The organism is Pseudoduganella umbonata (genome assembly GCF_014192225.1).
GTDB classification, from domain to species: domain Bacteria; phylum Pseudomonadota; class Gammaproteobacteria; order Burkholderiales; family Burkholderiaceae_D; genus Rugamonas; species Rugamonas umbonata.
Map to the genome: position 1 here is coordinate 192,100 of NZ_JACHXS010000005.1, position 23,647 is coordinate 215,746.

Annotated in this window: 20 protein-coding genes; 12 read left to right on the forward strand and 8 right to left on the reverse strand. The window is 66.3% G+C overall.

Features of this window, described 5'->3' with window-relative positions; genetic code table 11:
* Positions 1 to 26: 26 nt before the first annotated feature.
* From FHS02_RS15000 to FHS02_RS15045, 10 genes are all read left to right on the forward strand, one after another.
* On the forward strand, positions 27 to 1,154 hold the full coding sequence (locus FHS02_RS15000) for an acyl-CoA dehydrogenase family protein (protein WP_137315278.1): 1,128 nt from the start codon (positions 27 to 29) through the stop codon (positions 1,152 to 1,154).
* Positions 1,155 to 1,248: 94 nt separating this feature from the next.
* Entirely contained in the window at positions 1,249 to 1,932 is a 684-nt protein-coding gene (locus tag FHS02_RS15005) for a response regulator (protein WP_137315279.1), read from the forward strand.
* Between the two features lie 177 nt (positions 1,933 to 2,109).
* Positions 2,110 to 4,458: a TonB-dependent receptor gene (locus FHS02_RS15010; protein ID WP_229422275.1), complete on the forward strand. Its 2,349-nt coding sequence runs from the start codon at positions 2,110 to 2,112 to the stop codon at positions 4,456 to 4,458.
* Positions 4,459 to 4,669: 211 nt separating this feature from the next.
* The gene (locus tag FHS02_RS15015) at positions 4,670 to 5,776 is read left to right on the forward strand and encodes an S-(hydroxymethyl)glutathione dehydrogenase/class III alcohol dehydrogenase (protein ID WP_137315281.1); all 1,107 of its coding nucleotides are present in this window, start codon (positions 4,670 to 4,672) and stop codon (positions 5,774 to 5,776) included.
* Between the two features lie 40 nt (positions 5,777 to 5,816).
* Positions 5,817 to 6,395 carry an S-(hydroxymethyl)glutathione synthase gene (gene gfa, locus FHS02_RS15020; protein WP_137315282.1) on the forward strand — a complete coding sequence of 193 codons (579 nt, stop codon included), beginning with the start codon at positions 5,817 to 5,819 and terminating at the stop codon, positions 6,393 to 6,395.
* 10 nt (positions 6,396 to 6,405) lie between these two features.
* The gene (locus FHS02_RS15025) at positions 6,406 to 6,753 is read left to right on the forward strand and encodes a hypothetical protein (RefSeq protein ID WP_137315283.1); all 348 of its coding nucleotides are present in this window, start codon (positions 6,406 to 6,408) and stop codon (positions 6,751 to 6,753) included.
* A gap of 101 nt (positions 6,754 to 6,854) precedes the next feature.
* Positions 6,855 to 7,223, forward strand: coding sequence for a c-type cytochrome (locus FHS02_RS15030; RefSeq protein ID WP_137315284.1), 369 nt, complete (start codon positions 6,855 to 6,857; stop codon positions 7,221 to 7,223).
* The gene (locus tag FHS02_RS15035) at positions 7,220 to 8,125 is read left to right on the forward strand and encodes a quinoprotein dehydrogenase-associated putative ABC transporter substrate-binding protein (RefSeq protein ID WP_137315285.1); all 906 of its coding nucleotides are present in this window, start codon (positions 7,220 to 7,222) and stop codon (positions 8,123 to 8,125) included. Before FHS02_RS15030 ends, FHS02_RS15035 begins: the two co-directional genes overlap by 4 nt.
* Positions 8,126 to 8,171: 46 nt before the next feature.
* Positions 8,172 to 9,137 (forward strand): ATP-grasp domain-containing protein, encoded by a 966-nt coding sequence (locus tag FHS02_RS15040; RefSeq protein ID WP_137315286.1) that lies wholly within the window; start codon positions 8,172 to 8,174, stop codon positions 9,135 to 9,137.
* A 156-nt stretch (positions 9,138 to 9,293) separates the two neighbouring features.
* Positions 9,294 to 9,695, forward strand: a complete 402-nt coding sequence (locus tag FHS02_RS15045) for a VOC family protein (RefSeq protein ID WP_137315287.1) — start codon at positions 9,294 to 9,296, stop codon at positions 9,693 to 9,695.
* A 108-nt stretch (positions 9,696 to 9,803) separates the two neighbouring features.
* Here the strand turns inward: FHS02_RS15045 and FHS02_RS15050 are convergent, their stop codons facing one another.
* Positions 9,804 to 10,751 (reverse strand): beta-propeller fold lactonase family protein, encoded by a 948-nt coding sequence (locus FHS02_RS15050; protein ID WP_137315288.1) that lies wholly within the window; start codon positions 10,749 to 10,751, stop codon positions 9,804 to 9,806.
* A gap of 88 nt (positions 10,752 to 10,839) precedes the next feature.
* Entirely contained in the window at positions 10,840 to 12,951 is a 2,112-nt protein-coding gene (locus FHS02_RS15055; RefSeq protein ID WP_175424869.1) for a sigma-54-dependent Fis family transcriptional regulator, read from the reverse strand.
* 313 nt (positions 12,952 to 13,264) lie between these two features.
* Here FHS02_RS15055 and FHS02_RS15060 point away from each other — a divergent pair, with 313 nt between their 5' ends.
* A complete protein-coding gene (locus tag FHS02_RS15060; protein ID WP_137315290.1) occupies positions 13,265 to 15,130 on the forward strand; it encodes a methanol/ethanol family PQQ-dependent dehydrogenase in 1,866 nt (621 codons plus the stop codon).
* A 109-nt stretch (positions 15,131 to 15,239) separates the two neighbouring features.
* Here FHS02_RS15060 and FHS02_RS15065 read toward each other — a convergent pair whose 3' ends face one another.
* Together FHS02_RS15065 and FHS02_RS15070 are read right to left on the reverse strand one after the other, a co-directional pair.
* The gene (locus FHS02_RS15065) at positions 15,240 to 15,956 is read right to left on the reverse strand and encodes a hypothetical protein (protein ID WP_229422276.1); all 717 of its coding nucleotides are present in this window, start codon (positions 15,954 to 15,956) and stop codon (positions 15,240 to 15,242) included.
* Positions 15,956 to 16,939, reverse strand: a complete 984-nt coding sequence (locus FHS02_RS15070; RefSeq protein ID WP_137315291.1) for a MipA/OmpV family protein — start codon at positions 16,937 to 16,939, stop codon at positions 15,956 to 15,958. The genes FHS02_RS15065 and FHS02_RS15070 overlap by 1 nt, the downstream gene beginning before the upstream one ends.
* Before the next feature lie 323 nt (positions 16,940 to 17,262).
* Here FHS02_RS15070 and FHS02_RS15075 point away from each other — a divergent pair, with 323 nt between their 5' ends.
* Entirely contained in the window at positions 17,263 to 18,567 is a 1,305-nt protein-coding gene (locus FHS02_RS15075; RefSeq protein WP_137315292.1) for an ATP-binding protein, read from the forward strand.
* Between the two features lie 121 nt (positions 18,568 to 18,688).
* Here FHS02_RS15075 and FHS02_RS15080 read toward each other — a convergent pair whose 3' ends face one another.
* From FHS02_RS15080 to FHS02_RS31585, 4 genes are all read right to left on the reverse strand, one after another.
* A complete protein-coding gene (locus FHS02_RS15080; protein ID WP_137315293.1) occupies positions 18,689 to 19,603 on the reverse strand; it encodes a YihY/virulence factor BrkB family protein in 915 nt (304 codons plus the stop codon).
* Between the two features lie 70 nt (positions 19,604 to 19,673).
* The gene (locus tag FHS02_RS15085; protein ID WP_229422277.1) at positions 19,674 to 20,636 is read right to left on the reverse strand and encodes a S66 peptidase family protein; all 963 of its coding nucleotides are present in this window, start codon (positions 20,634 to 20,636) and stop codon (positions 19,674 to 19,676) included.
* 115 nt (positions 20,637 to 20,751) lie between these two features.
* Positions 20,752 to 23,439 (reverse strand): TonB-dependent receptor domain-containing protein, encoded by a 2,688-nt coding sequence (locus FHS02_RS15090; RefSeq protein WP_229422278.1) that lies wholly within the window; start codon positions 23,437 to 23,439, stop codon positions 20,752 to 20,754.
* 12 nt (positions 23,440 to 23,451) lie between these two features.
* Positions 23,452 to 23,631, reverse strand: a complete 180-nt coding sequence (locus tag FHS02_RS31585) for a hypothetical protein (protein ID WP_229422279.1) — start codon at positions 23,629 to 23,631, stop codon at positions 23,452 to 23,454.
* Positions 23,632 to 23,647 lie beyond the last annotated feature (16 nt).

The following is a 23,647-nucleotide window of genomic DNA, read 5'->3' on the forward strand; positions in this document are numbered from 1 at the left end:
GACAATAGAGAGAACAGGGAGACCTCATGGTATTGAACGAAGAACACCGGATGATCCGCGATGCGCTGCGCGACTATGCGCGCGAGCGCCTGGCGCCCCAGGCGGCGCGCTGGGACAGGGAGCATCACTTTCCGCAGGAAGAACTGAAGGAGCTGGCGGCGCTGGGCGCGTTCGGCGTGGCGGTGCCGGAAGAATTCGGCGGTGCCGGTCTCGACTACGTGTCGCTGGCCCTGGTACTGGAAGAAATCGCGGCGGGCGACGGCGGCACGTCGACCATCATCTCCGTCAACAACTGCCCGGTCTGCAGCATCGGGATGATGTACGCGAACGCGGCGCAAAAGGAGCAATGGCTGCGCCCGCTTGCGGGGGGCGCGATGCTGGGCGCGTTCTGCCTGACGGAGCCGCACACCGGCAGCGACGCGGCGGCACTGCGCACCACGGCCACGCGCGATGGCGATCATTACGTGATCAACGGCGTCAAGCAGTTCATCACCTCGGGCAAATACGCCGACGTGGCGATCGTGCTGGCCGTGACCGACAAGGCCGCCGGCAAGAAAGGCATCAGCGCGTTCTGGGTGCCGACCGATGCGCCCGGCTATATCGTTGCCGGCCTGGAGCAGAAGATGGGCCAGCATTCGTCCGATACCGCGCAGATCGTGTTCGACAATTGCCGCATCCCGGCGGAAAACCTGATCGGCGAGGAAGGCATGGGCTACAAGATCGCCCTGTCCGGCCTGGAAGGCGGGCGCATCGGCATCGCCTCGCAGGCGGTGGGCATGGCGCGGGCCGCATTCGACGCCGCGCTCGCCTATGCGAAAGAGCGTGAGACATTTGGGCAACCAATCTTCCAGCACCAGTCGGTACAATTCAAACTCTCCGAGATGGCAACGCAGATCGAGGCCGCGCGCCAATTGATCCTGCACGCGGCGTCGATGAAGGATGCCGGACTGCCCTGCCTGAAGGAAGCGGCGATGGCCAAGCTGTTCGCGTCCGAAATGGCGGAACGTGTGTGCTCCGATGCAATCCAGGTGCACGGCGGCTATGGGTATGTGTCCGACTTCCCCGTGGAACGGATCTATCGCGACGTTCGCGTCTGCCAGATCTACGAGGGCACTTCCGACATCCAGAAACTGCTGATCGCCCGGGCGCTGTGAGTTGTCACGAAACTGTATGGTTTTGTACACCAGCCGTACCGGATGATCTTTTTTTGCCATTGCTCTTATACAATAGACAAATAGGAGATTTGCTATGTATCGAGTGATGCTGGTGGAAGACGATGCCCGGCTGGCCGACCTGGTCACGGAATATCTTGCGGGCTACGAGTTCAAGGTGGACGTGGTGAGCCGGGGCGACGAAGCGCTGGCGCGCTTCAAGGCGAGCCCGCCCGACATCGTGGTGCTGGACCTGATGCTGCCCGGACTGGACGGCATGCTGGTGTGCCGCCAGCTGCGCGACATCACCAAGGTGCCGATCCTGATCATGACGGCGCGCGAGGATTCCTACGACGAGGTATCGCTGCTGGAACAGGGCGCGGACGACTTCATCAACAAGCCCGTGCAGCCGCGCGTGCTGCTGGCCCGCCTGCGCGCACTGCTGCGCCGCGCCCAGGGCAAGGGCGCAAGCGACCAGCTGACGTTCGGCGCGCTGTCGATCGCCACCAGCGACCGCACGGTGACGTGGCGCGGCGAACCCTGCGTGCTGAGCAATACGGAATACAAGCTGCTGCTGGTGCTGGCCGAATCGGCGGGCACCGTGCTGTCGCGCGATGCGCTGCTGAAGAAAATGCGCGGCATCGAATTTGACGGCCTCGACCGCAGTATCGACAACAGCATCTCGAAACTGCGCCGCAAGTTCGACGATACGGATTCCGAAAAGATCAAGACCGTGTGGGGCGAGGGCTACCTGTTCTCCCCTTCCGCGTGGGCGCAGTAAGCATCCGGCCTTCCTGGTGACGATCGGCCGCCTGTCGCGCCAGGGCGGCGATTGAACCGTCTGCGGCGCAACTGTACCGGATTGGGTACAGTCCCTGTCCAGTTACGCTCCGCCACGCATGGCATGTAATTAGCTTCAGGATAAGACTCAGCGTTATTGCCACCAGCGAGTCTTATCTTGAAGAGTCCGAAAGCCGGCCGGCCCCTCCAGCAAGTTTCCCGTCCGCTGTTACGTTTACTGGTGCGCACGCCGCTCGCCACCGGCGCGGTACTTCTTGCTCCGGCTGCCATCTCGGGCACGCCGGACTTCCCCCTCGGTCCGCTGCCCATCGTGGAAATCGTCGGCATCGCGCCGCAATCGGCCGCCGCCATCGAGCGCGACCGCCTGCCCTACGCGGTGCAGCGCGCCACCGACCAGGATGTCACGCAGGCGCGCGCCGACACGCTGGCCGACTACCTGTCGCGCCACGCGGCCGGCATCCATGTCAACGATATTTCCGGCAGCCCGTTCCAGACCGACGTCACGTTCCGCGGCTACCGGGCGTCGCCGGTGCTGGGCTCGGGCCAGGGGCTGTCCGTGTACCTCGACGGCGTGCGCGTCAACGAGCCGTTCGGCGACGTGATCAACTGGGACATGGTGCCCGAAGCGGCGCTGGGCGCGATCCTGCTGGTGCCCGGCTCGAATCCCCTGTATGGCCTGAATACGCTGGGCGGCGCGCTGTCGCTGACGACCAAGTCGGGCCGCAGCCATCCCGGCCTGATGGTGGAAGCCACGCTGGGCAGCGGCGCGCGCCGCCGGCTCGACATGTCCTATGGCACCGCATCGGCCGGATGGCATACGCTGCTGGCGGCAACGGCCTTCGACGAAGACGGCTGGCGCGACCATTCGGCGGGCCGGCTCGGCAACGTCTTCCTGAAAGTGGGCCGCGCCGCCGGCGGGTCGGACTGGAGCGTTTCGCTGCTGGGCGGACGCAGCAGGCTGCTCGGCAACGGGCTGCTGCCGGGGGGCTCGGCGGACGCGCCCGGCCTGTACGACCTGGACCGTCGCGCCGTGTATACCTACCCCGACCGCACGCGCAACCGGCTCGGCCAGCTGGCCTTCAACCTGCAACAGGAACTGGGCAGCGGCGCCGTAATGACGGCCGCCGCGTACGTCCGCCACAGCCGGCGCGACACCGTCAATGGCGATGTCAACGACGATGCCGGCGAGGAAGCCGATACCGGCGACTGTGCCGCGGAGCCGGACGATCCGGACTGCGAAGAGGCGCCCCATCCGGCGGTCCTGAATACCACAGCGTCTCGGCAGCGTGGCGAAGGCGCCAGCGTCCAGCTGGCCGTCACGCGCGGCGATCACCAGCTGAGCGCGGGCCTGTCGTTCGACCGCAACCGTGTGCGCTTTGCCCAGTTCGAGCAGGAAGGCTTCTTCAGCGCCGCGCGCGAGGTGCTGGCCGATCCGGAAGAAGAACGTGAACCGTCATCGTCGGTCACCGGCCGTGCCCGCATGGCGGGACTCTACGCGAGCGATACGTGGCGGCTGGCACCGGGTACCTATGTGACGCTGTCGGCGCGGTTCAACCACGCCCGGGTGGCCAATACGCTCACGAACGACAATGGCGTTCAGCCGCGCGAGGCATTCACTTACCGCAAGCTCAACCCGTCGCTCGGCATTGCCCGGCAGGTCGATGCCGCGCTGACGCTGTTTGCCAACGTGGCGCAAAGCAACCGCGTGCCGACCGTGATCGAGCTGGGTTGTGCCGATCCGGAGCAGCCCTGCCGCCTGCCGGTGGGGCTGCAGGCCGATCCCTACCTGAGCCAGGTGGTATCGCGGACCGTGGAAGCCGGCGCGCGCTGGCGCACGGCCAGGGCGGACGCGGCGCTGTCGCTGTACCGCACCGTGAATCGCGACGACATCCTGTTCCACAGTGCCGGCACCAGCCAGCAGGGCTATTTCGCCAATTTCCCGCGCACGCGCCACGCCGGTGTCGATGCCGGCGGTACGGCGCGGCTGGGCGACGTCACGCTGCGGGCCAGCTACAGTTACCTGGCCGCCGTGTATGCCGCCGATGGCGTGCTGTTTACCGGCGCCCGCAATGTGCGCGCAACCTCGGGGACGCGGCTGGCGGGCCTGCCGCGGCACACGCTGAAACTGGGCGCCGACTGGGCTCCCGCGCCCGGCTGGACCCTGGGCGTGGATGTGCTGGCGGTGTCGAACCTGCTCACGCAGGGCAACGAGGACGGCCTGACGGAAGACGCGGAAGACGACGAGCCGCCGCAACGGGCCGACTGGCGCATCCGCGGCCATGCCCTGCTGCACCTGCGTGCCGGCTGGCAGCCGGCGCCCGGCTGGGAAGTGTTTGTGCGTGTCAACAATGTGTTCGACCGGCGCTTTGAAACCTACGGCACCGTGGCGGACGATGCCTTCCCGGGCGGCCGGCCGCTGGCGCCCGGCGCCGATGCGGCACCGGCACGCTTTGTCGCACCCGGTGCGCCGCGCACGGTGCTGGCCGGCCTGCGCTACCGTTTCTGACACGCCCCGGAAACGGAACAGCGGCGGCGCCGGGTGATCCGATCCTGCACAACCGCGCCGCCCGATGCCGCGTTCAAGGCACGCTCCCCGCACGATCCCCCGTATTTGTCCTCTCAGGAGCATTGGCACGCAATTTGCCATTACCTCGTTGCGGCCGCCGTGCGCCGCGCCATGGCACCGGAACGGTCCGGTGCCCCAGGAGAGACAGACGATGAAGACAAAAGCTGCCATTGCGTGGCAGGCGGGCGCCCCGCTGACGATCGAGACCGTGGACCTCGCGCCGCCGCAGGCCGGCGAGGTGCTGGTGGAAATCAAGGCCACCGGCATCTGCCATACCGACTACTACACCCTGTCGGGCGCCGATCCCGAAGGCCTGTTCCCGGCGATCCTGGGCCATGAAGGCGCCGGCGTCGTGCTGGAAACGGGGCCGGGCGTGACGTCGGTGCGGGCCGGCGACCATGTGATCCCGCTCTACACGCCGGAGTGCCGTCAGTGCAAGTTCTGCCTGTCCCGCAAGACCAACCTGTGCCAGTCGATCCGGGCGACGCAGGGGCGCGGCCTGATGCCGGACGGCACCAGCCGCTTCACCCTCGACGGCAAGCCCATCCTGCACTACATGGGCACGTCGACCTTCTCGAACTACATCGTGGTGCCGGAGATCGCGCTGGCGAAGATCCGCGCGGATGCACCGTTCGACAAGGCGTGCTACATCGGCTGCGGCGTGACCACGGGCGTCGGCGCCGTCGTGTTCTCGGCCAAGGTGGAAGCGGGTACCAACGTGGCCGTGTTCGGGCTGGGCGGGATCGGGCTGAACGTCATCCAGGGCGCGAAGATGGTCGGCGCGGACCGGATCATCGGCATCGACATCAATCCGGGCCGTGTCGACATCGCGCGCCGCTTCGGCATGACGGACTTCGTCAATCCGCGCGACGTCGAGAACGTCGTCGACCACATCGTGCAGCTGACGGGTGGCGGCGCCGATTACTCGTTCGAATGCGTCGGCAATACGGCGCTGATGCGGCAGGCGCTCGAGTGCACGCACAAGGGCTGGGGCCAGTCGTTCATCATCGGCGTAGCGGCCGCCGGCGAGGAAATCGCCACGCGGCCGTTCCAGCTCGTCACCGGGCGCCAGTGGAAAGGCTCGGCCTTCGGCGGCGCGCGCGGCCGCACCGACGTGCCGAAGATCGTCGACTGGTACATGGACGGCAAGCTCAACATCGACGACCTGATCACCCACACCCTGCCGCTCGAGCGCATCAACGAAGGCTTCGACCTGATGAAACGGGGCGAATCGATCCGTTCCGTCGTCCTGTACTGACCCAACACGCATCACGAACAAATCACCACAAGGAGACAGCATGGCCATCCACATCCATCCCGCCATCGATGCGGGCATCGCCCCGGAAACGCCGGGCTTCCAGGGCGGCACGCTGGCGTGCCGCTGCGCCACCGATCCCGTCACCGTGCGCATCGGCAGCCAGGTGGCGCACAACCACGCCTGCGGCTGCACCAAGTGCTGGAAGCCGGACGGCGCGCTGTTTTCGCAGATCGCCGTGGTCGGCCGCGACCAGGTCGAAGTCACCGCCAACGGCCACAAGCTGCAGGTGGTGGACCCGGCCGCCACCATCCGCCGCCACGCCTGCACCGGCTGCGGCGTGCACCTGTATGGGCGCATCGACAACGCGCAGCACGCGTTCTACGGTCTGGACTTCGTGCACACGGAACTGTCGCGCGAAGCCGGCTGGGCACCACCCACGTTCGCCGCGTTCGTCTCGTCCGTCATCGAGTCGGGCGCCGACCCGGAACAGATGGGGGCGATCCGCGCGCGCCTGAACGAGCTCGGGCTGCCGCCCTACGATTGCCTGTCGCCGCCGCTGATGGACGCGCTGGCCGCCAACGCCGCGAAACTGGCGGGCACGCCGCGCCAGGCCGGCTGAGGAGGCGCGCATGAAGCCGATCCTTGCCGCGGCGCTGCTGCTCCCGTTGCTTGCGGGAGGGGCGCCTGTCGCGCCCGCGAATGATTTTCCCACCGTGGCACGGGTCGAGTACGTGCTCGAGTGCATGAACAACCATGGCGGCAAGCAGGAAACCCTGTACCAGTGCGCCTGCGTGATCGACCGGGTCGGCGCGCAACTGGCGTACGACGACTATGTGACGATGTCCGCCGCGCTGCGCTACCAGACGCTGGAAGGGCCGCGCGGCGCCGAGTTCCGCGACCCGCAGAGCGTCAAGACGATGGCCGCGAAGTACAAGACGATCCAGGCCGATGCGGCAAAGGCCTGCATGCTGCGCTAGCGCGTGCAAATTGACAGGAATCCGATGTGACCAAACTCTCATTTCTCCGTTGTGTACCTTGTGTACGTTGGGTACGTTGCCTGCGCTGCGCGGTGCATGGCATGGCGCTGGCCATGTGCATGGCCGCGCCGGCGGCCCTGGCCGACGCCACGCCCTACCAGGTCGTGGATGGCAACAAGGTCGATGCGCAAACCCTGAGCGGCTGGCGCACCTGGCGCGCGCTGGCCTGCGAGCGGTGCCACGGCGCGCAGCAGGAAGGCGCCGTCGGCCCCGCGCTGACCGCAAGCATGAAGGGGCTGTCGAAGGAAGACTTCAGGAAGACGGTGCTGCAGGGCCGGGTCGACAAGGGCATGCCCAACTTCGATGGCAGCAAGCAGGTGGTCGACAATATCGACAACCTGTACGCCTACCTGAAGGGCCGCTCGGATGGCGCCATCGCGCCCGGCAAGCTGCAGGAGGCCGGCAAATGACGCCCCGGCTCGCGGCGCTGCTGGGCGCTGCCATGCTGTGCTTGGCCGTGCCGGCGGCATCGCAGCCTGCCGGGCAGGCCGTGCCTGCGGTGGAGCCCACGATGGAACCCAACGCGCGGCCCGTGCTGCGGGTCTGCCAGGACCCGAACAACCTGCCCTTCTCGCGGCGCGACCTGGCCGGCTTCGAGAACCGCATCGCCGCGCTGTTCGCGCAGGAACTGGGCTGGGACATCGCCTACACATGGTTCCCGCAACGCATGGGCTTCATCCGCAACACGCTGCGCGCGAAGGAGCCGGGCACGGACCGTTTCAAGTGCGACCTGGTCACCGGCGTGGCGACCGGGTTCGACCTGGGCGCCGTGACGCGGCCCTATTACCGTTCCACCTATGCGATGGCCTATGTGGGCGGCAACGGTCTCGACGGCGTGCGCACGCTGGACGACCTGCTGGCGCTGCCGCCGGAACGGCGTGCGCGGCTCAAGCTGGGGGTATTCGGCGGCTCGCCGGTGGCGGACTGGCTGCTGGCGCACGGCATGATGGGGCAGGTCGTGTCGTACCAGCCGCAATCGGGCGATGCCGAGCAATATCCCGGCCAGATCGTCGAGAACGACCTGGCCGAGGGCAAGGTCGATATCGCCTTCGTCTGGGGGCCGATCGCCGGATATTTCGCCGGACGGTCGCCGCAGCACCGCATCGTGGCCGTGCCCCTCGCATCGCCACCGGGCAGCCGCTTCGACTTCGAGATCGCGATGGCGGTGCGCTTCGGCGACAAGGAACTGAAACAGCGCATCGACGGCCTGATCGACAGCAACCGGCAACGCATCGGCGCCATCCTTGCCGAATACGGCGTGCCGCAGCTCGATGAACAGGGACGGCTGATCGAAACGAAACTGGCGCGCTGACGCGTGGCGCCGGCACGTGCCATGGCGGAGGCCGCAGGTGGCGACATTGAAAGTCTTCGCATTCGATCATGCCTGCGCCGGCGCGGCGGGCGCGACGCGGCCGTCGGCGGCGCAGCGCTTCGACGGCGAGCTGATGCTGCGCGCGCTGTGCGCCGACCTGCGGCGGCTGCCCGGTGTCGAACTCGTAACGCTCGACGAGGCGGCCGCGCGCCCTGCCGGCGGCGCCTTCGACCGGTGCTTCACCGACTGCGTGCTGGCGGCCGACGCCGTGTGGCCGCTGGCGCCCGTGGGCAGCGGCGTGCTGGAACGGTTGTCGGGGGAGGTGCTGCGGCACGGGCGGATCCTGCTCGGCAGCACCCCCGCCGCGGTACGGCTCGCCGGCAGCAAGCGGGCAGCCTGCCATGCGTTACTGGGCGCGGGCATTCCCACCGTGGCAACCTTCGGCCAGGGCGATACGCTGCCGGCGACGCCCGGCGCCTGGGTCGTGAAGCCGGACGACGGCGCCGGCTGCCTCGATACCCGGCTGTTCCACGACCGCGGCGCGGCGCAACTGGCGGCCGCCGCGCACGCCGGGCGGGAACTCGTGCTGCAACCGTTCGTCGCCGGCCGCGTGGGCAGCCTGTCGCTGCTGTGCCGCGACGGCATGGCCAGCGTGCTGGCCTGCAACGAGCAGCGCATGGCCGTGCACGACAATCACTTCCGCTTCCTCGGCGTCACGGTCAACGGCCTGGCCGGCATCGCACCCCGGCTCGAAGCGCTGGGGATGGCCGTCGCCGCCGCGCTGCCCGGCCTGTGGGGCTACGCGGGCGTCGACTTCATCCTGGCCGACAGCGGGCCGCTGGTACTGGACGTGAACCCGCGGCTGACGATTTCGTATGCCGGCCTGCACGCCTCGACCGGCATCAATCCGGCCGGGGCGGTGCTGGCGCTGCTGCAGCCGGGGATGCCGATCTCGACACCGGGGCGGATGCCGGCGTGCATCGTGGATGTGCCGGCGTTTGCACCGGGCTAGGCATCCATTGCAGGCGCCCTCAGGAGATAAATTATTCGCCATTGTCGCGTCACGGACGTAGACTTGCTTTCTCGGAGGCCTGCGATCGGCCGGAAGCAGACCTCCGCTGACGAATGTCCCAATCACAGCAGGACTACAACGAAAGCACAATAGACGATGAGCTTGTCATTTCACATTGACTACAACGGCGAGTGCGAAGAGGCATTCAACTTCTATGCAGCGTGCCTCGGAGGGAAGATTGGTACGATGCTCAAGATCGCAGATTCACCGATCCCGGCATCGACGACGCGTCCGGGACGTCACATTGTTCATGCCAATATCTCCATCGATGGGGTTGAGCTGGCCGGTGCCGATGTTGAAGCACATAACTACAAAAGACCAACGGGCTTCTATGTTTTGCTCGGTGTCGATTCGGAAGAAAAGGTCGATTCTTATTTCAGTGCGCTACAGACCGATGGGCAGGTGATCCTGGCGCCGCAGCAGACTTTCTGGTCTTCCCGCTACGCCATCGTGATCGACAGGTTTGGCGTGCCTTGGAAGATCAATCGCGGAACGTGACAAGGTCTGCTTTGGGCCGGTAGCGGTCACCGAGCAAGGACCGCTACCGGCCTGTGTAAAAACGCGAGTTCGCTTCCCTCAATGCGCCGAACCCGGGCCGCATCACCCTCACCGCACCACCACCCCCCACGGCAGCTTGCCCACCGCAATATCGCGCAGCTTTTCATTGCGCGCCGTATCGATCACCGACACGCTGCCCGAGCGGCCGTTCGCCACGTACAGCTTGGCGCCATCGGGCGTCAGCGCCATGTTCCACGGCCGTTCGCCGACACCGACGGTGGCCACCACCCGGTTGGTCTTCGTGTCGATCACGGACACGCTGGCGGCACCGCCGTTGGACACATAGACCCGGCTGCCGTCCGGGTGCACGGCCACGCCGTTGGCGCGCAGGCCTGCCGGGATGCGGGCGACGATGGCATGGCTGGCCGCGTCGATCACGTACACCTCGTTGGCGTTCTCGGCCGCCACGTAGGCGCGGCTGCCGTCCGGCAGGAAGCCGATGCCGCGCGGCCGCGCGCCCACGGCGACCTGGGCCACCTGCTTGCGCGCCGCCATGTCGATGATGTCGACGGCGTCGCCGTTCTCGGCGCTGACGAACAGCTGCTTGCCGTCCGGGCTGAACACGGCATGTTCGGGATTGCGGCCCTTCACTGGAATGGCGAATGCGCGCGTGTTCGTGCGGGTGTCGGTGACGACGATCTCGTGCTTTTCCTCGACGGCGGCGACGACCCAGCGGCCATCCGGCGACAGCGCCACGCCCTCGGGCGATTCGCCCAGGTCCACGGTGCCTTCCGGTGCGCGGCGCTCCAGGCTGACGATCTGCAGCCGGTTTTTCGGCTGGTCGCTGACGTAGAGCCAGCGGGCATCCCGGCTTACCGCCAGACCGCGCGGCTTGCTGCCACCGGGTATCTCTGCAACGACTTCGTCGGTGGCCGTATCGATCACGGAGATCGTGCCGGATCCTTCATTCGGCACATAGGCGAATGGCGCGGCGAACAAGGAGGGTACACAGGCCAGCAGGACGGCGGGAACAAGGTGGCGGCAAAGCGGCGGCATGGGCGTTCCTTTCCAGGGAAAATGGCAATTCAGGGCAAATGGCAAATGTGGCGGCGCCGATAGCGCTCCCACGACCAGGATCGTCAGGTCAGCACGGCACGGCCTTGCCGGGATGACGGATATGCAGCCGCTGCACCTTGCGATACAGCGTGTTGCGGCTGATGTGGAGCTGCCGCGCCACCGTGGAAATGTTCCAGCCGTGCCGCTGAAGCTCGCGCAGCAAGGCATCGCGTTCGGCATGTTCCAGCGGGTTCAGGGCGTACGAATCCAGGCCATCCGGTTCAGTGGCAAGTGGATCAGGCGCAAGCGGATCGGTGCCATGTGATTCAGGGGCATGTGATTCGGCGCCAAGCAAATCGTCCAGGGGCAGGCCGGCGGCCAGCGGGCCAGCGCCGTGCAGGCCGGGATCGGGCGTGTTCGCCGCTGCCTCTCCGCTGTCCCGCGCGGGGACTTCCGGCGCCACGATACCGGTGCGGTACTCCGGCGGCAGGTCGTGCACCGTCAGGTGATCCGATTCGCGCAGCGCGATCATCGCGCGCAGCAGGTGCCGCAACTGGCGCAGGTTGCCCGGCCAGCGCTGCCGTTCCAGCGCGGCCAGCAGCATTTCGTCGAGCGACAGCGGCGCGCCGTCATCGCTTTCCTCGCTGACGATCAGGCTGATGAGGGCCCGCAAGTCGGTGCGTTCGCGCAGGGGCGGCAGCCGCAGCGTGATGCCCTGCAGGCGGTAGAACAGGTCTTCGCGGAACGTGCCGTCGGCGATCATCTGCTGCAGGTCGCAGTGCGTGGCGCTGGTCACCTGGATATCCAGCGGCAACGGGGCACCGCCGCCCAGCGGCACGATGGTGCGCTCTTCGAGCACGCGCAGCAGCCGGGCCTGCAAGGGATAAGGCATGTCGCCGATCTCGTCGAGGAACAGCGTGCCGCCATTGGCCTGGTACAGCTTGCCTTGCTGGCCTTCCTTGCTGGCGCCCGTGAAGGCGCCAGCCCGGTATCCGAACAGTTCGCTTTCGATCAGTGTTTCCGGAATGGCCGCGCAGTTGATCGCCACGAACGGCTTGCCGGCGCGCGGTCCGGACCGGTGCAGCGCCTGGGCGAAGACTTCCTTGCCCGTGCCCGTTTCCCCGACCAGCATGATCGCCACGTTGCGCTCGCACACGCGGGTGGCGATGCGCACGTTGGCGGCCATGGCCGCGTCGCCGAAATGCACGCGCTCCAATGGCGACGGCGCTTGCGTCGCCGGCACGGCCGCTTGCCTCCCGGCGGGCGACGTCACGCGCACCGGCGGCAGCATCACGCTGTAGAACCGGGCGCCATTGCGCAGGCCGAAGATCGGCACCGCGTGGAACGCCTTGCGTACCGTACTGTCCACCAGGCCCGGGAAGGAACTGTTGAACAGTTCCGTGATGTCGCGGCCGACGATGTCCGCCGGCGCCGTAAAGCCCAGCTGGAACAGCGCGCAACGGGTGGCGGCCAGCACCTTGCCGGCGGGGTCCAGCGCGATCGCCCCCTCGCTCAGCGTGCCGATGAACTCGGGGCGGTTATGGAACCGCAGGATGTAGTCGTGCCGGAAGCGGTCGAGGAAGACGCGGTTCTCGATCATCTGCACGGACATCGTGACCAGCGCCAGCGTGTGCTGCTGCGCCAGGCGCGACTCGCCGGACGCATCGAGCGCCGCGACGATTTCGCCTTCATGGTCGAAGATGGGGGCGCCGGCACAGCTGAGGCCGATGTGGCGGACCAGGTAATGCTCGTCCTGGTGGACGGTGACGGGCCGGCGCTCGACCAGGCAGGTGCCCATGCCGTTGGTGCCCTGCGCCCGTTCGCTCCATACCGCGCCGGGCATCAGGCCCGACCGGGATGCCGCGTGGGTAAAGCCGGGGTCGCCGAAATAATTGAGCAGCACGCCGGCGGCGTCGGTCAGCACGATCGCGTAGCCCGAACCGGCCAGCTGCTGGTACAGGTTGGCCATCTCGACCTTGGCGACGGCCTGCACGCCCGCCAGCCGCTCGCGCCGCTCGGCCAGTTCGGCCGCATCGACCACCTCCGGCTCCTCGCGCCGGCCGGGGTCGAGCTGGTAATCGTGCAGGCAACGGATCCACGAACGGGTAATGGCGTTGCTGGGGCCGGTCGCCTCGGAGCCGTCGCGGCCCTGGACGATCGAACGCACCCGCCGGACATGGGCCAGGGCACAATCGGACATGCTGTCTCCTTCGCCGCTGGCGGTGCCGGCATCGGCATCCTGCCGCGGCTGTTGTCTACGCGTTGCGCGTGTGTTCACGATAGTACGCTGCCGTACAAAAATAAATAAGGAAATTACAAAAATGTGGACAGCCGTGCGACACCTGCACGGTGCCGTTGCCACGGATGCGGGACAGTGGCGCACCCCGGCTGGTCTGATTTTGAACATTTCGCGCGGCGCGCGCCCTGCGTGCCGCTGGCACGTTCCATGCGCGTGTCCCTGGGCTAGTGCTCGTCCACCACCGTGCCGGGCCAAAAAACCAAGGAGACCCCCCATGTTCCTGCTGAACCGTGTCACCCGTGCCACGCGGCCCGGCCGCTGGTGGCCATGCCTCGCGCTGGCCATCCTGCCCGCATTCGCCATGGCCGACTCGGATGTCGAGAAACTGACGAAGGACCCGAAGAACTGGGCGATGCAGGCCGGCGACCTGGCCAACCAGCGCTACAGCGAACTGAAACAGATCAACGCCGGCAATGCCAGCCAGCTGACCGTGGCATGGACGTTTTCCACCGGTGTGCTGCGCGGGCACGAGGGCGGACCGCTGGTCATCGGCGACATGATGTACGTGCACAGCCCGTTCCCGAACAAGGTCTTCGCGATCGCGCTGGAAGACCAGAGCATCAAGTGGAAATACGAGCCGAAGCAGGACCCGTCCGTGATTCCCGTGATGTGCTGCGACGTCGTCAACCGCGGTGTCGCGTATGCGAACGGCAAGATCTTCCTGCAGCAGGCCGACACCACCCTCGTGGCGCTCGATGCGAAGACGGGCCAGGAAATCTGGAAGGTCAAGACGGGCGACCCGAAAAAGGGCGAAACGACGACCAACACGCCGCACATCTTCAAGGACAAGGTGCTGACCGGCGTGAGCGGCGGCGAATTCGGCGTGCGCGGCCGCCTCACCGCCTATGACATGAATACGGGCAAGCTGGTGTGGCAGGCCCACAGCACCGGGCCGGACAAGGACATGCTGATCGACCCGGCAAAGACGATGACCTGGACCAACGGCAAGATGGCGCCCGTCGGCAAGGATTCGTCGCTGAAGAGCTGGAAGGGCGACCAGTGGAAACTGGGCGGCGGCACCACGTGGGGCTGGTACAGCTACGATCCGGAACTGAACACGGTGTACTACGGCACCGGCAACCCCAGCACGTGGAACCCGCGCCAGCGCCCGGGCGACAACAAATGGTCGATGACGATCTTCGCGCGCGACCTCGACACGGGTATGGCGAAATGGGCATTCCAGATGACGCCGCACGACGAATGGGATTACGACGGTGTCAATGAAATGATCCTGGCAGACCTGAAGGTGAAGGGCAAGATGCGCAAGGCGCTCGTGCACCTGGACCGCAACGGCTTCGGCTACACGATGGACCGCGTCAGCGGCGAACTGCTGATTGCCGAGAAATTCGACCCGGCCGTCAACTGGGCCACGCACGTCGACATGAAGACGGGCCGGCCGCAGGTGGTCGCCAAGTACAGCACCGACCAGAACGGCGAGGAAGTCAATTCGAAGGGCGTGTGCCCCGCGGCGCTGGGTTCGAAGGACCAGCAGCCGGCCACCTACTCGCGCAAGACCGGGCTGTTCTACGTGCCGACCAACCACGTGTGCATGGATTACGAGCCGTTCAAGGTGGAGTACGTGGCGGGCCAGCCGTACGTGGGCGCGACGCTGGAAATGTACCCGGCGCCGAACAGCCATGGCGGCCTGGGTAATTTCATCGCCTGGGATGCCGGTACCGGCAAGATCGTCTGGTCGAAGCCGGAGAAATTCTCCGTGTGGAGCGGCGCGCTGTCCACCGCCGGCGACGTGGTGTTCTACGGCACGCTGGAAGGTTACCTGAAGGCCGTCGACCACAACGGCAAGGAGCTCTGGAAATTCAAGACCCCGTCCGGCATCATCGGCAACATCAACACGTGGGAATACAAGGGGAGGCAGTACGTGGGCGTCCTGTCCGGCATCGGCGGCTGGGCCGGCATCGGGCTTGCGGCCGGCCTGACGAAGAGCACGGATGGACTCGGCGCCGCCGGCGGCTACAAGGACCTGGCGAAATACACCGAGCTCGGTGGCGTGCTGACCGTGTTCGCGTTGCCTGAGACCGCGGTGCCTGCCGGCGAGAGGACAGCGGCGAAGGACCAGTAAGCGTCGCCGGACCGGTCAGCGCCGGATTGTTTAACGCCCCACCGTCACGGGTGCGCCAGGCGCAGTGCCTTGCGGTGCTTCGGCATCGCAAGGCACTCCGAGGCCAGCCTTACTCGATCACCGGTGCAATCGCCACCGGTGCATTCTGGCTGATCACCTGCACCTTTTCCGGCCACTCGGCAAACCGGTACACCATCACCCGGAAACCGCTGTTGGCATCGCCATCGAACGCGGCCCCCTCGCCGACCGGCAGCGCCGATTCGCGCAGCGGATCGCGTACCCGCACCGCGGCGTCGCTTTTCGGCAGGAAGGCAAAGCGCGCGCCGGCACAGTGGCGGTTGCCGTAGCTGGCATCCGTATGGCGCAGGTATTGCAGCGCCTGGTCGCACGCGGCGCGCAGGTCGGCACTTTCATACACGCCGTCGACCCGCGCGACGATCGAGATGCGCGGCCCGAAGGTGTAATGGTTGATCTTGCGATTCAGTACCAGCATCGCATTCTCGTCGTAAGCCGCTTTCAGCAGCGGGAACGTGGTGCGGCCCGTCGCATCGAGCGGCAGGTTGAGCTGCGTAGTGCGGCCGGACAGCGTCAGCCGCAGGCCGTCGAGCGGCTGGCTGCCATCCTTCGGCGCCACCTGGTAATGACTCTGCAGCAGATTCTTTGCCTTGCCGTATTTGGCGAACGCCACCATGGACCGGTAGGCATCGCGGTAGCTGACCCAGCCCGCTTCCTGTGCCTGCACCTGTGCCAGGCAGCCGCCCGCGCCGAAACACAGGGCGAGCAGCAACGGGACACGCGCGGCAAGGAATCGGGTCGCGGCCATCATCAGAACCGGTAGACCAGCGCCGTCGATACGGAAACGTTGGTCGGCCGCTCCACCAGCGGACTTTTCCTGGCATCGCCCACCAGGCGGCTGACCTGCAGGCCCGTCGTCACCATCCATGCCGGCGCCAGCGCCCAGTTCCAGCGCGCGCCGGCGCGCACATCCTCGATGCCGCCATCGGGATGGTATTCGGCATGGAAACCGAAATTGTCGGCCTCTTCCCGGGTCACGCCGAAGTACGCCATGTTGTAGGCGCGGTTGACGAGCGTGACGCCGGCCGACAGCGCCACCGTGTGGTGCGGCGCGATATCCTGCTGCAGGTGCTGCAAGGCTACGTGGACACGCAAACCGTTGCGGTCGTTGCCGGCACCGTACAGCGCATTGGTGGTCAGGCGCAGCTGCGGCGTCAGGTAGAAATTGGCGAACCCGCCATACAGCACGCGGCGTTTGATGGTGTGCACGCCGTCCAGCAGGTTGACGGTGTTGTCGGGCGTGATGCCGTCACCGCCCTGCGCGGCCTCGTCTCCCTTGACGGCATCGCCGGTTTCGGTGGGCGGCAGGTCGTCGGTGGGCGGGAACTCGGTGGTAGGCGGCGGCAAGCCGACGATTGGCGGCGGCAGCCACGTGGAAGGGCCGCCCGGATTGCCGGCGTTGTCGCCAACGGTGCCGAGCCGGAACATTTTCGTGCCCGACGCGTCGCGCCCCGGCGCCAGTGCCAGGAGGGGACCAAATTCGACGGAAGGAGAACTCGACAGATGCATGCCCATGCTCATTCCCGAAATGAAGATACCGTTGCTCCACTGGACCTGCAGCATCGGCATGGCGGTGGTACGGCGATCGGCCGCTCCCTCGTAGCGGGGAGCGTATTGCGCGCCGAGACCCACGTACATATCGCGGCTACCGTCGGGCATGGGATTGATGGCGGGAGTCTGCGCGTGGGCAGCACTGCACGCGCCCGCCAGGGCAAGTACGCAAAGCTTGTACATGTGTGCATTCTGAAAGAGCAATGCCTCCCATTTTATATGGCTTGCGGCCCAAGGTTGAACGTTGTCAAGTAACAGTGTGTCACGACACTACTTCCAGTTAGCCACCGACGCGGCACCGCCGCAGCCGGAAGCGGCAATGGGGAGGACAGTCGACAACGGCGATGGTCGTGATTGCGGGTCGATAAGACGCATCGCTAGCTCCTGGAAACAAGTCTTGCCATCCTATCCAGCGAAGCAATACCTGTCCGCACGCACATGTCGGCTTTTTGTCATAAATTTGTCGGCCTGGATTTTGACGGCATTGATTCTTATACAATGGCAACATGAATCGCCTGTTCCTACGCTTCTTCATCCTTGTGGTGCTGTCGATCAGCGTGGCGGCGTTCATCGTGTACTTCACCATCGACCGCCTGTTCGGCGACCCGCTGGAAAACATCGCCCGCAACCAGGCGGCGGCGCAGATCTTCCTGCTCGAGCAATACGTCGACCAGGCTCCGGCCGACGGCTGGCTCGACCGTCTGAACAAGGTGCGCGAAGTCTCCGAAGTCCGCTTCGACCTCGTGCCGCTCGCCGCCGTGCGCGAACACCTTTCCGCCGCCGAGCGCGCCGCGTTCGACCGGGGCGAAGTGGTGATCGACCTGGCCGACCGGTCGCTGTACCGCCGGGTCGACCTGACCGGCGACCGCTACATCGGCAGCGACGAGGAAGCGATCCACGCGCAAAACCTGCCGATCGACATCAAGGTGGCGCTGCAGATGGAAGCGGTGCGCTACCTGATCGTGGCGCTGGCGCTGCTGGTGCCGATCGGAGTCTGGTCGCGCTCGCACTGGCGCGGCCTGCAGGAGCTGATGAAGGTAGCCGACAGCTTCGGCGCCGGGCAGCTGAAGGCACGCGCGGAGGTAAAGCCGGGCGACAGCATCTACCCGCTGGCGGAACGGATCAACCACATGGCGGGCCGCATCGAAACGCTGCTGGAATCGCAGCGCGGCCTGCTGCACTCGGTCTCGCACGAGATCCGCACGCCGATCGCGCGGCTGGAATTCGCCTTCGAGCTGCTGCACGACACGGCCGGGGACATGCTGCTGCAAAAGCGCATCGGCAGCATGCAGGGCGACCTGACGGAGCTGAAGTCGCTGGTCAACGAGCTGCTGGGCATGGCCCGGCTCGACAGCGACCAGCCGCTGCACTATGAAACCTTCGACCTGACCGAGGCGCTGCGCAGCTGCGCCAATTCGCTGCCGCCCGCCAGTGTGTCGCTGGATGTTTCCGTGCCCGACGGCATGGGGACCTATTACGGCGACTGCCGCCTGCTGATGCGCGCCACCGGCAACCTGCTGCGCAATGCGCAAAAATATGGCAACAGCAAAGTGGCCCTGTCCGCCACGCGCAAGCTGGGCGGCGTGACGATCACCGTCGACGACGACGGCCCCGGCATCCCGGAAGAAGAGCGGGACAAGGTGTTCGAACCGTTTTACCGCCTCGACCGTTCACGCGACCGGAACACGGGCGGCTTCGGGCTCGGGCTGTCGATTGCCGGCAAGGCTGTTTCGCTGCATGGCGGGTCGCTGGTTATCGAGACGTCGCCGCTGGGTGGGGCGAGGTTCCTGATCAGTTTGCCGCCGGCTTAGCATGCACACTCCGTTGTGCACTGCAGCATTCACTTCCTGCACCGCAGCATTTCAGATGCTCGCTATCTTCGCTGCCAAAAGCCGGCATTTCTTCGACAGTTTCTAACCGAAAAACTGCAAATCAGCTCGCCTCCTGCGTCGGCGCCGTCAACTGCGTCACCACATCCCCCGAGCCATCCACCACCTTCTCGTACTCGGCAATCACCTGCGCGCCGAACAGCAGCAACGTCGCGCCGATTTCCAGGCTGAACATCACCACGATCGCCGTCGTCATCGAGCCATACACCACGTTCACCTGCGACAGTGTCGAGAAGTACCACACCAGCACGTGCCGGGCGATTTCCCACAGCACGGTGGCCGTCACGCCGCCGATCAGCGCGTGCTGCCAGCTCAGCCGGCCCACCGGCATCACCATGTAGATCGACGACAGCAGCAGCACTTCGCCGCCCAGCCCCAGCAGGTACAGCAACGCGCCGGACAGCCCCTCCAGCGACCACTCGACACCGAACAGGCGCACGCTTTCGGCACCGATCACCTGCAGGCTGCCGGCCACCAGGGTGACGATCAGCGCGCCGACGCCCAGGCACAGGATGTAGCAGTACGGCAGGATGGCCGAGGTCAGGTAATGGCGCCGCCGTGCGCCCACGCGGTGGATGAAGATCACCTTCATCGCGTTTTCCAGCACGGTGAAGGCCAGCGAGCTGAAAAACAGCATCGTCAGCACCAGCAGCCAGCCGACCAGGTCGCGGTGTTCAAGGAAGTGCGCCACCTCGGTCACGATCGCGCTGGACTGGCCCGGCACCAGCCACTCCAGGTAGTGGCCGATGGTTTCCAGCAGGTCGGCCGGATCGATCACGTGCGACAGCGCCACGACCACCAGCATCAGCAGCGGCACGATCGACAGCAGCGAGTAATACGCTACCGCACCGGCCAGCAGCAGGCCCTGGTTCGCGCGGAAGCCTTTCAGGCAGCGCAGCGTGAAGCGCAGCGGATGGCCGAGCACGATGGCGACGGCCTGGCGGTTGAGGATAGGCATGATGCCGATTCTATCGGGGCGGCAGCGGACGCGACGCGCTGCTGGGCCGTACCGCCCCGCTAACGCCCCATTACCGCACCGCCGCCTCCAGCAAGGTCAGCGTCTGCCGGGCCGTATCCATGCAGGCCCGGATCCCCATCGGCAACGTGAACTGGTGGCGGATATGCCCGAAAGACCAGCCGGTGACGGCCGGGATGGCCAGAGGCCGCAGGTGCTGGTCGGTGGTCTCGTCCAGCGTCAGCGACGGGCCGTCGCCGGCCGGGCCGCAGCCTTCGAAGATGCCCGGCATGATGCCGGCGGCGCTGCGGAACGGCTGGTTCAGGTTCAGCTGCATCAGCATCCGGTCGACGCGGTACGGCTCCTCGTTGACTTCCTCGAGGAACAGCAGCGCGTCGCGGATGTCGGCCGCATACGGCGTGCCGGCCAGCGCGCTGACCATCGCCAGGTTGCCGCCCATCAGCCGCCCGGTGCCAGTGCCGGGCACCACGGTGCGCAGCGCGAAATGGGCGTTGTCCGGTTCATAGAAAGCCTTGCGGCTGTTGTCCAGCGCCATCGGGATCACATAGCTGTCTTCGGGCCGCATCAGCACGTTCAGCAGATGTTCGGTCGAGTAATCGGACAGCGTGGACATGCCCACCGGGCCGTGGAACGTCACCAGCCCGGCGTGGCGGTGGATCGCCAGGTGCAGCGCCGTGATGTCGGAATAGCCGACCAGGATCTTCGGATGGCGCCGCATCAGGCCGTAATCCAGGTGGGGCAGCAGCTGCATCGCGCCGGAGCCGCCGCGGATCGCCCAGATCGCCTTCACGTCCGGGTCGGCGAACATGGCGTGCAGGTCGTCCACGCGGTGCTGCCAGGGGCCGGCGTAGTTGCCGTTCACTTCTTCCAGGTAGCGGCCCAGTTTCACCTGGAAGCCGAGCGTTTCGGTGTTGGCGATGGCCTTCTCGATCGCCGCGCGCGACACCTGGCCGGCGGGCGTCACGAGGCCGATGGTATCGCCGGGCAGCAGCCGCGGCGGTTTGATGAGTTGCATGGTTTTTTTCGGAGAGGTCGGCGTGGCCGCCGCCATCGGAAAGGCGGCGGCGGCCAACGCGGCGGCCAGCGAGCTTCCCAGTGAGCGGCCGAAGCCGCGCCGGTCCATCACACGGTCAGAAGAACTTGTACTTCAGGTTGAACGACAGCGCCCGCCCGCGCGGATCGGCCACGCGGGGATCCCAGCCGGCGCCCACCACCTCGTCCACGTTGTGCGCCGTGAACGGCGGGTCTTCGTCGAGCAGGTTCTGGATGCCGACCGTCAGCGTGGTGTTTTTAAAGCCGGTGTACGTGGCCGACACGTCGTACTTCGTGTAATGGTGCACGCGCGGATCGAAACCGGCCGGGAAGCCGCCCTTGCCGCCGTTCGGCACCTGGTCGTTGTAGCCCGAGGCATAGCGTTGCAGCAGCAGTCCGCTCCAGTTGCCTTTCGAGACCGTCACGCTGGCGCTGTGCTTCCAGCGCAGGTACACGTCGCGCGTGTTGAACTGGCTGACCTGCTCCTTGTAATCCTGGCCCTCGAACTCGGCGAACTTGAAGCTGTCCATGTAGGTGCCGTCCAGTACCGCCGCGTACTTGAAGCCGCCGAATTGACTCCCTGCTGTTCCGTCATAGCGAAGCCCGACGTCCACGCCCCGCGTCTTCAGGCCCGCCGCATTGATCCAGCCCGCCTCCACGTGGTCGATCACGCCGGAGGCCGGGTCGCGCACGATGTACTGCTGCAGGTACTGCCAGTTCTGCAGCACCACCTGCGGCGTGCGGTTCAGGATGCGGTCCTTGATGTTGATCGCCCACCAGTCCAGCGACAGCGAGAAATTCCTGAACGGCTCGGCCACGATGCCCAGCGTGCCCTGCTTCGACGTTTCCGGCCGCAGGCCCGGATTGCCGCCCGTGTTGTAGTCGAGGCGGGGGATGGCGCAGAAGTCCGGGTTACCCGGGTTGCGCGCGCAGCCTTCCTGGTCGATCACGCCGTTCGGCAGTTCCTGCGACAGCCGGCCCGCGTACAGCTGGGTGAAGCTGGGCGCCAGGAAGCCCTTGCTGGCCGAGCCGCGGAACATCAGCCGTTCGGTCGGCTGGTAGCGGAACGCCACCTTCGGGTTGGTGGTGGCGCCGATCAGGCTGTAGTTGTCCTTGCGGATGGCCAGCTGCACTTCGAGGTCCTTGATGACCGGCACCAGCGCTTCGGCATACACGGCGCGGATGTAGCGCGTGGCCTGGTCCAGGTTCGCGTTGCCCGGGGCCTGCCAGATCCGCGTGGCATCCACGACCTGCGCGAACGAATACGTTTCCTTGCGCAGGTCGAAGCCGGCCGCCATCGACACGGCGCCGGCAGGCAGGTCGAACACTTCACCGGAGATCGCGCCGTCGAACTGCGTCATTGTGGTACGCCCCTGGTTCAGGCGGCCGTAGAACTTGGCCGATTCGATCAGGTCCATCGCCTGCTGCGTCTGCGACTGCCCAGGGCCGGTCCACGGATTGATGATGCCGGTCCCCATCGCGGCGTACAGCTTGTCCGTCCACGCATAGCCGTCGACCAGGTCCACCGAAGACTTGCTGCCGGACTTCGACAGCCCCAGCTTGTAGTCGTACTTGCCGCCCAGCGTGCCTTCCAGCGCCACCAGCGCGCGGTAGTTATCCATCACCACGTCCTGCGTGCGGTTGCCGACCGGCGTGGCGCGCCATTTGTACAGGATCGGCCTGGTGCGGTCGTAGCTGGCGATGTAGGCCGACAGGTCCTGGTAGTACGGGCCACCCACCGGATAGGCGTTGCCGGCGGCCAGCGTGGTGGAAATCTGCAGCGGCGTCAGCTCGGCGGTGGTTTCCGTGCGCGAGCCTAGCAGCTCGACGAACATGCGGTGGTCGGCATTGAGCTTGAACGTACCGCGCGACACGCCCGTGGTGCGCTCGACCGGGAACGACATCACGTAGTCGCCGCCGTAGTCATAGGCGCAGGAGTATTTCGTGCGCGTGATCGGCGTGACATTGGTCCACAGTTCGCTTGCGTATTGCGACATGCCGGGCACGGAATCGCAATTGCCCTGCAGGCTCAGGAGGTTGGCCTGCAGGTAGGTGGTGCTGTCGCCCGGCATGAGGAAACCGGTGCCCAGCGCACTGCCGGCGCCGGTGAGCAGGTTGGCGTACGGCGTGCCGGTGGTGTCCGGCGACAGGCCGCGCCACGGCTGGTAGCCGTTGGCGAAATCGCGCTGGCTCGATGCCAGCTTCTCGTTCACGTCGCGCGTCACGCTGGCCATCACATTCCAGCCATCGGTGTCCAGGTTGCCCACGCCACCCAGCAGCGTGTAGCGGCGTTCCATGCCGCCACCGGCTTCGGTGCCGTTCAGCGTGGTCGACGCTTCCAGGCCTTCGTAATCGGTCTTCAGGATGAAGTTGACCACGCCGCCGATCGCATCGGTGCCGTAGATCGCCGAGGCGCCGTCCTTGAGGATTTCCACCCGCGCGATCGCCGCCAGCGGGATCGAATTCAGGTCGACGGCCTTGCCGCTGCCGCCATTGTTGCCCATGCGGCGGCCGTTCAGCAGCACCAGCGTGGCGTTCGGGCCGAGGCCGCGCAGCGAGGCGAACGAAGCGCCTCCGGAGGTACGGTCGGCGTCCGCACCGAAGACGTTGTTCCCCGACGTCATGTTGTCGGCCCCCGTGCCGTTGGCCGACACCAGCCGCAGCAACTGCTCGGCACTGGTCACGCCGGCCTTCTGGATCGTGTCGAGCGTGATCGTCTGCACCGGCAGCGCGCCTTCCTTGGCCACCCGCTTGATGCTCGAACCGGTGATTTCCACGCGCTGCATCGGCTGCGCCGCTTACTGGGCGATGGCAGGACCCACGACACCCATCAGCGCGATCATGTGCGCCAGTTTCTTTACTTTCACAAGCTTCTCCCGATGTTCAAGTGGTGCTTGCCGGCCCTCGCCTTCCGGTTCGCGTCGATCGGGCGGCGCTGTCGATGCAGCAGCCTGTCCCGCGCATTCATGTTCATGCATGGAATGCATATCTTTA

Bases quoted from the DNA above. Each gene is read 5' to 3' on its own strand.
- FHS02_RS15000 (WP_137315278.1), top strand. From the start codon at position 27: ATGGTATTGAACGAAGAACACCGGATGATCCGCGATGCGCTGCGCGAC.
- FHS02_RS15005 (WP_137315279.1), top strand. From the start codon at position 1,249: ATGTATCGAGTGATGCTGGTGGAAGACGATGCCCGGCTGGCCGACCTG.
- FHS02_RS15015 (WP_137315281.1), top strand. From the start codon at position 4,670: ATGAAGACAAAAGCTGCCATTGCGTGGCAGGCGGGCGCCCCGCTGACG.
- gfa (WP_137315282.1), top strand. From the start codon at position 5,817: ATGGCCATCCACATCCATCCCGCCATCGATGCGGGCATCGCCCCGGAA.
- FHS02_RS15025 (WP_137315283.1), top strand. From the start codon at position 6,406: ATGAAGCCGATCCTTGCCGCGGCGCTGCTGCTCCCGTTGCTTGCGGGA.
- FHS02_RS15030 (WP_137315284.1), top strand. From the start codon at position 6,855: ATGGCGCTGGCCATGTGCATGGCCGCGCCGGCGGCCCTGGCCGACGCC.
- FHS02_RS15035 (WP_137315285.1), top strand. From the start codon at position 7,220: ATGACGCCCCGGCTCGCGGCGCTGCTGGGCGCTGCCATGCTGTGCTTG.
- FHS02_RS15045 (WP_137315287.1), top strand. From the start codon at position 9,294: ATGAGCTTGTCATTTCACATTGACTACAACGGCGAGTGCGAAGAGGCA.
- FHS02_RS15050 (WP_137315288.1), bottom strand. From the start codon at position 10,751: ATGCCGCCGCTTTGCCGCCACCTTGTTCCCGCCGTCCTGCTGGCCTGT.
- FHS02_RS15055 (WP_175424869.1), bottom strand. From the start codon at position 12,951: ATGTCCGATTGTGCCCTGGCCCATGTCCGGCGGGTGCGTTCGATCGTC.
- FHS02_RS15060 (WP_137315290.1), top strand. From the start codon at position 13,265: ATGTTCCTGCTGAACCGTGTCACCCGTGCCACGCGGCCCGGCCGCTGG.
- FHS02_RS15065 (WP_229422276.1), bottom strand. From the start codon at position 15,956: ATGATGGCCGCGACCCGATTCCTTGCCGCGCGTGTCCCGTTGCTGCTC.
- FHS02_RS15070 (WP_137315291.1), bottom strand. From the start codon at position 16,939: ATGTACAAGCTTTGCGTACTTGCCCTGGCGGGCGCGTGCAGTGCTGCC.
- FHS02_RS15075 (WP_137315292.1), top strand. From the start codon at position 17,263: ATGAATCGCCTGTTCCTACGCTTCTTCATCCTTGTGGTGCTGTCGATC.
- FHS02_RS15080 (WP_137315293.1), bottom strand. From the start codon at position 19,603: ATGCCTATCCTCAACCGCCAGGCCGTCGCCATCGTGCTCGGCCATCCG.
- FHS02_RS15085 (WP_229422277.1), bottom strand. From the start codon at position 20,636: ATGCAACTCATCAAACCGCCGCGGCTGCTGCCCGGCGATACCATCGGC.
- FHS02_RS15090 (WP_229422278.1), bottom strand. From the start codon at position 23,439: ATGCAGCGCGTGGAAATCACCGGTTCGAGCATCAAGCGGGTGGCCAAG.
- FHS02_RS31585 (WP_229422279.1), bottom strand. From the start codon at position 23,631: ATGCATGAACATGAATGCGCGGGACAGGCTGCTGCATCGACAGCGCCG.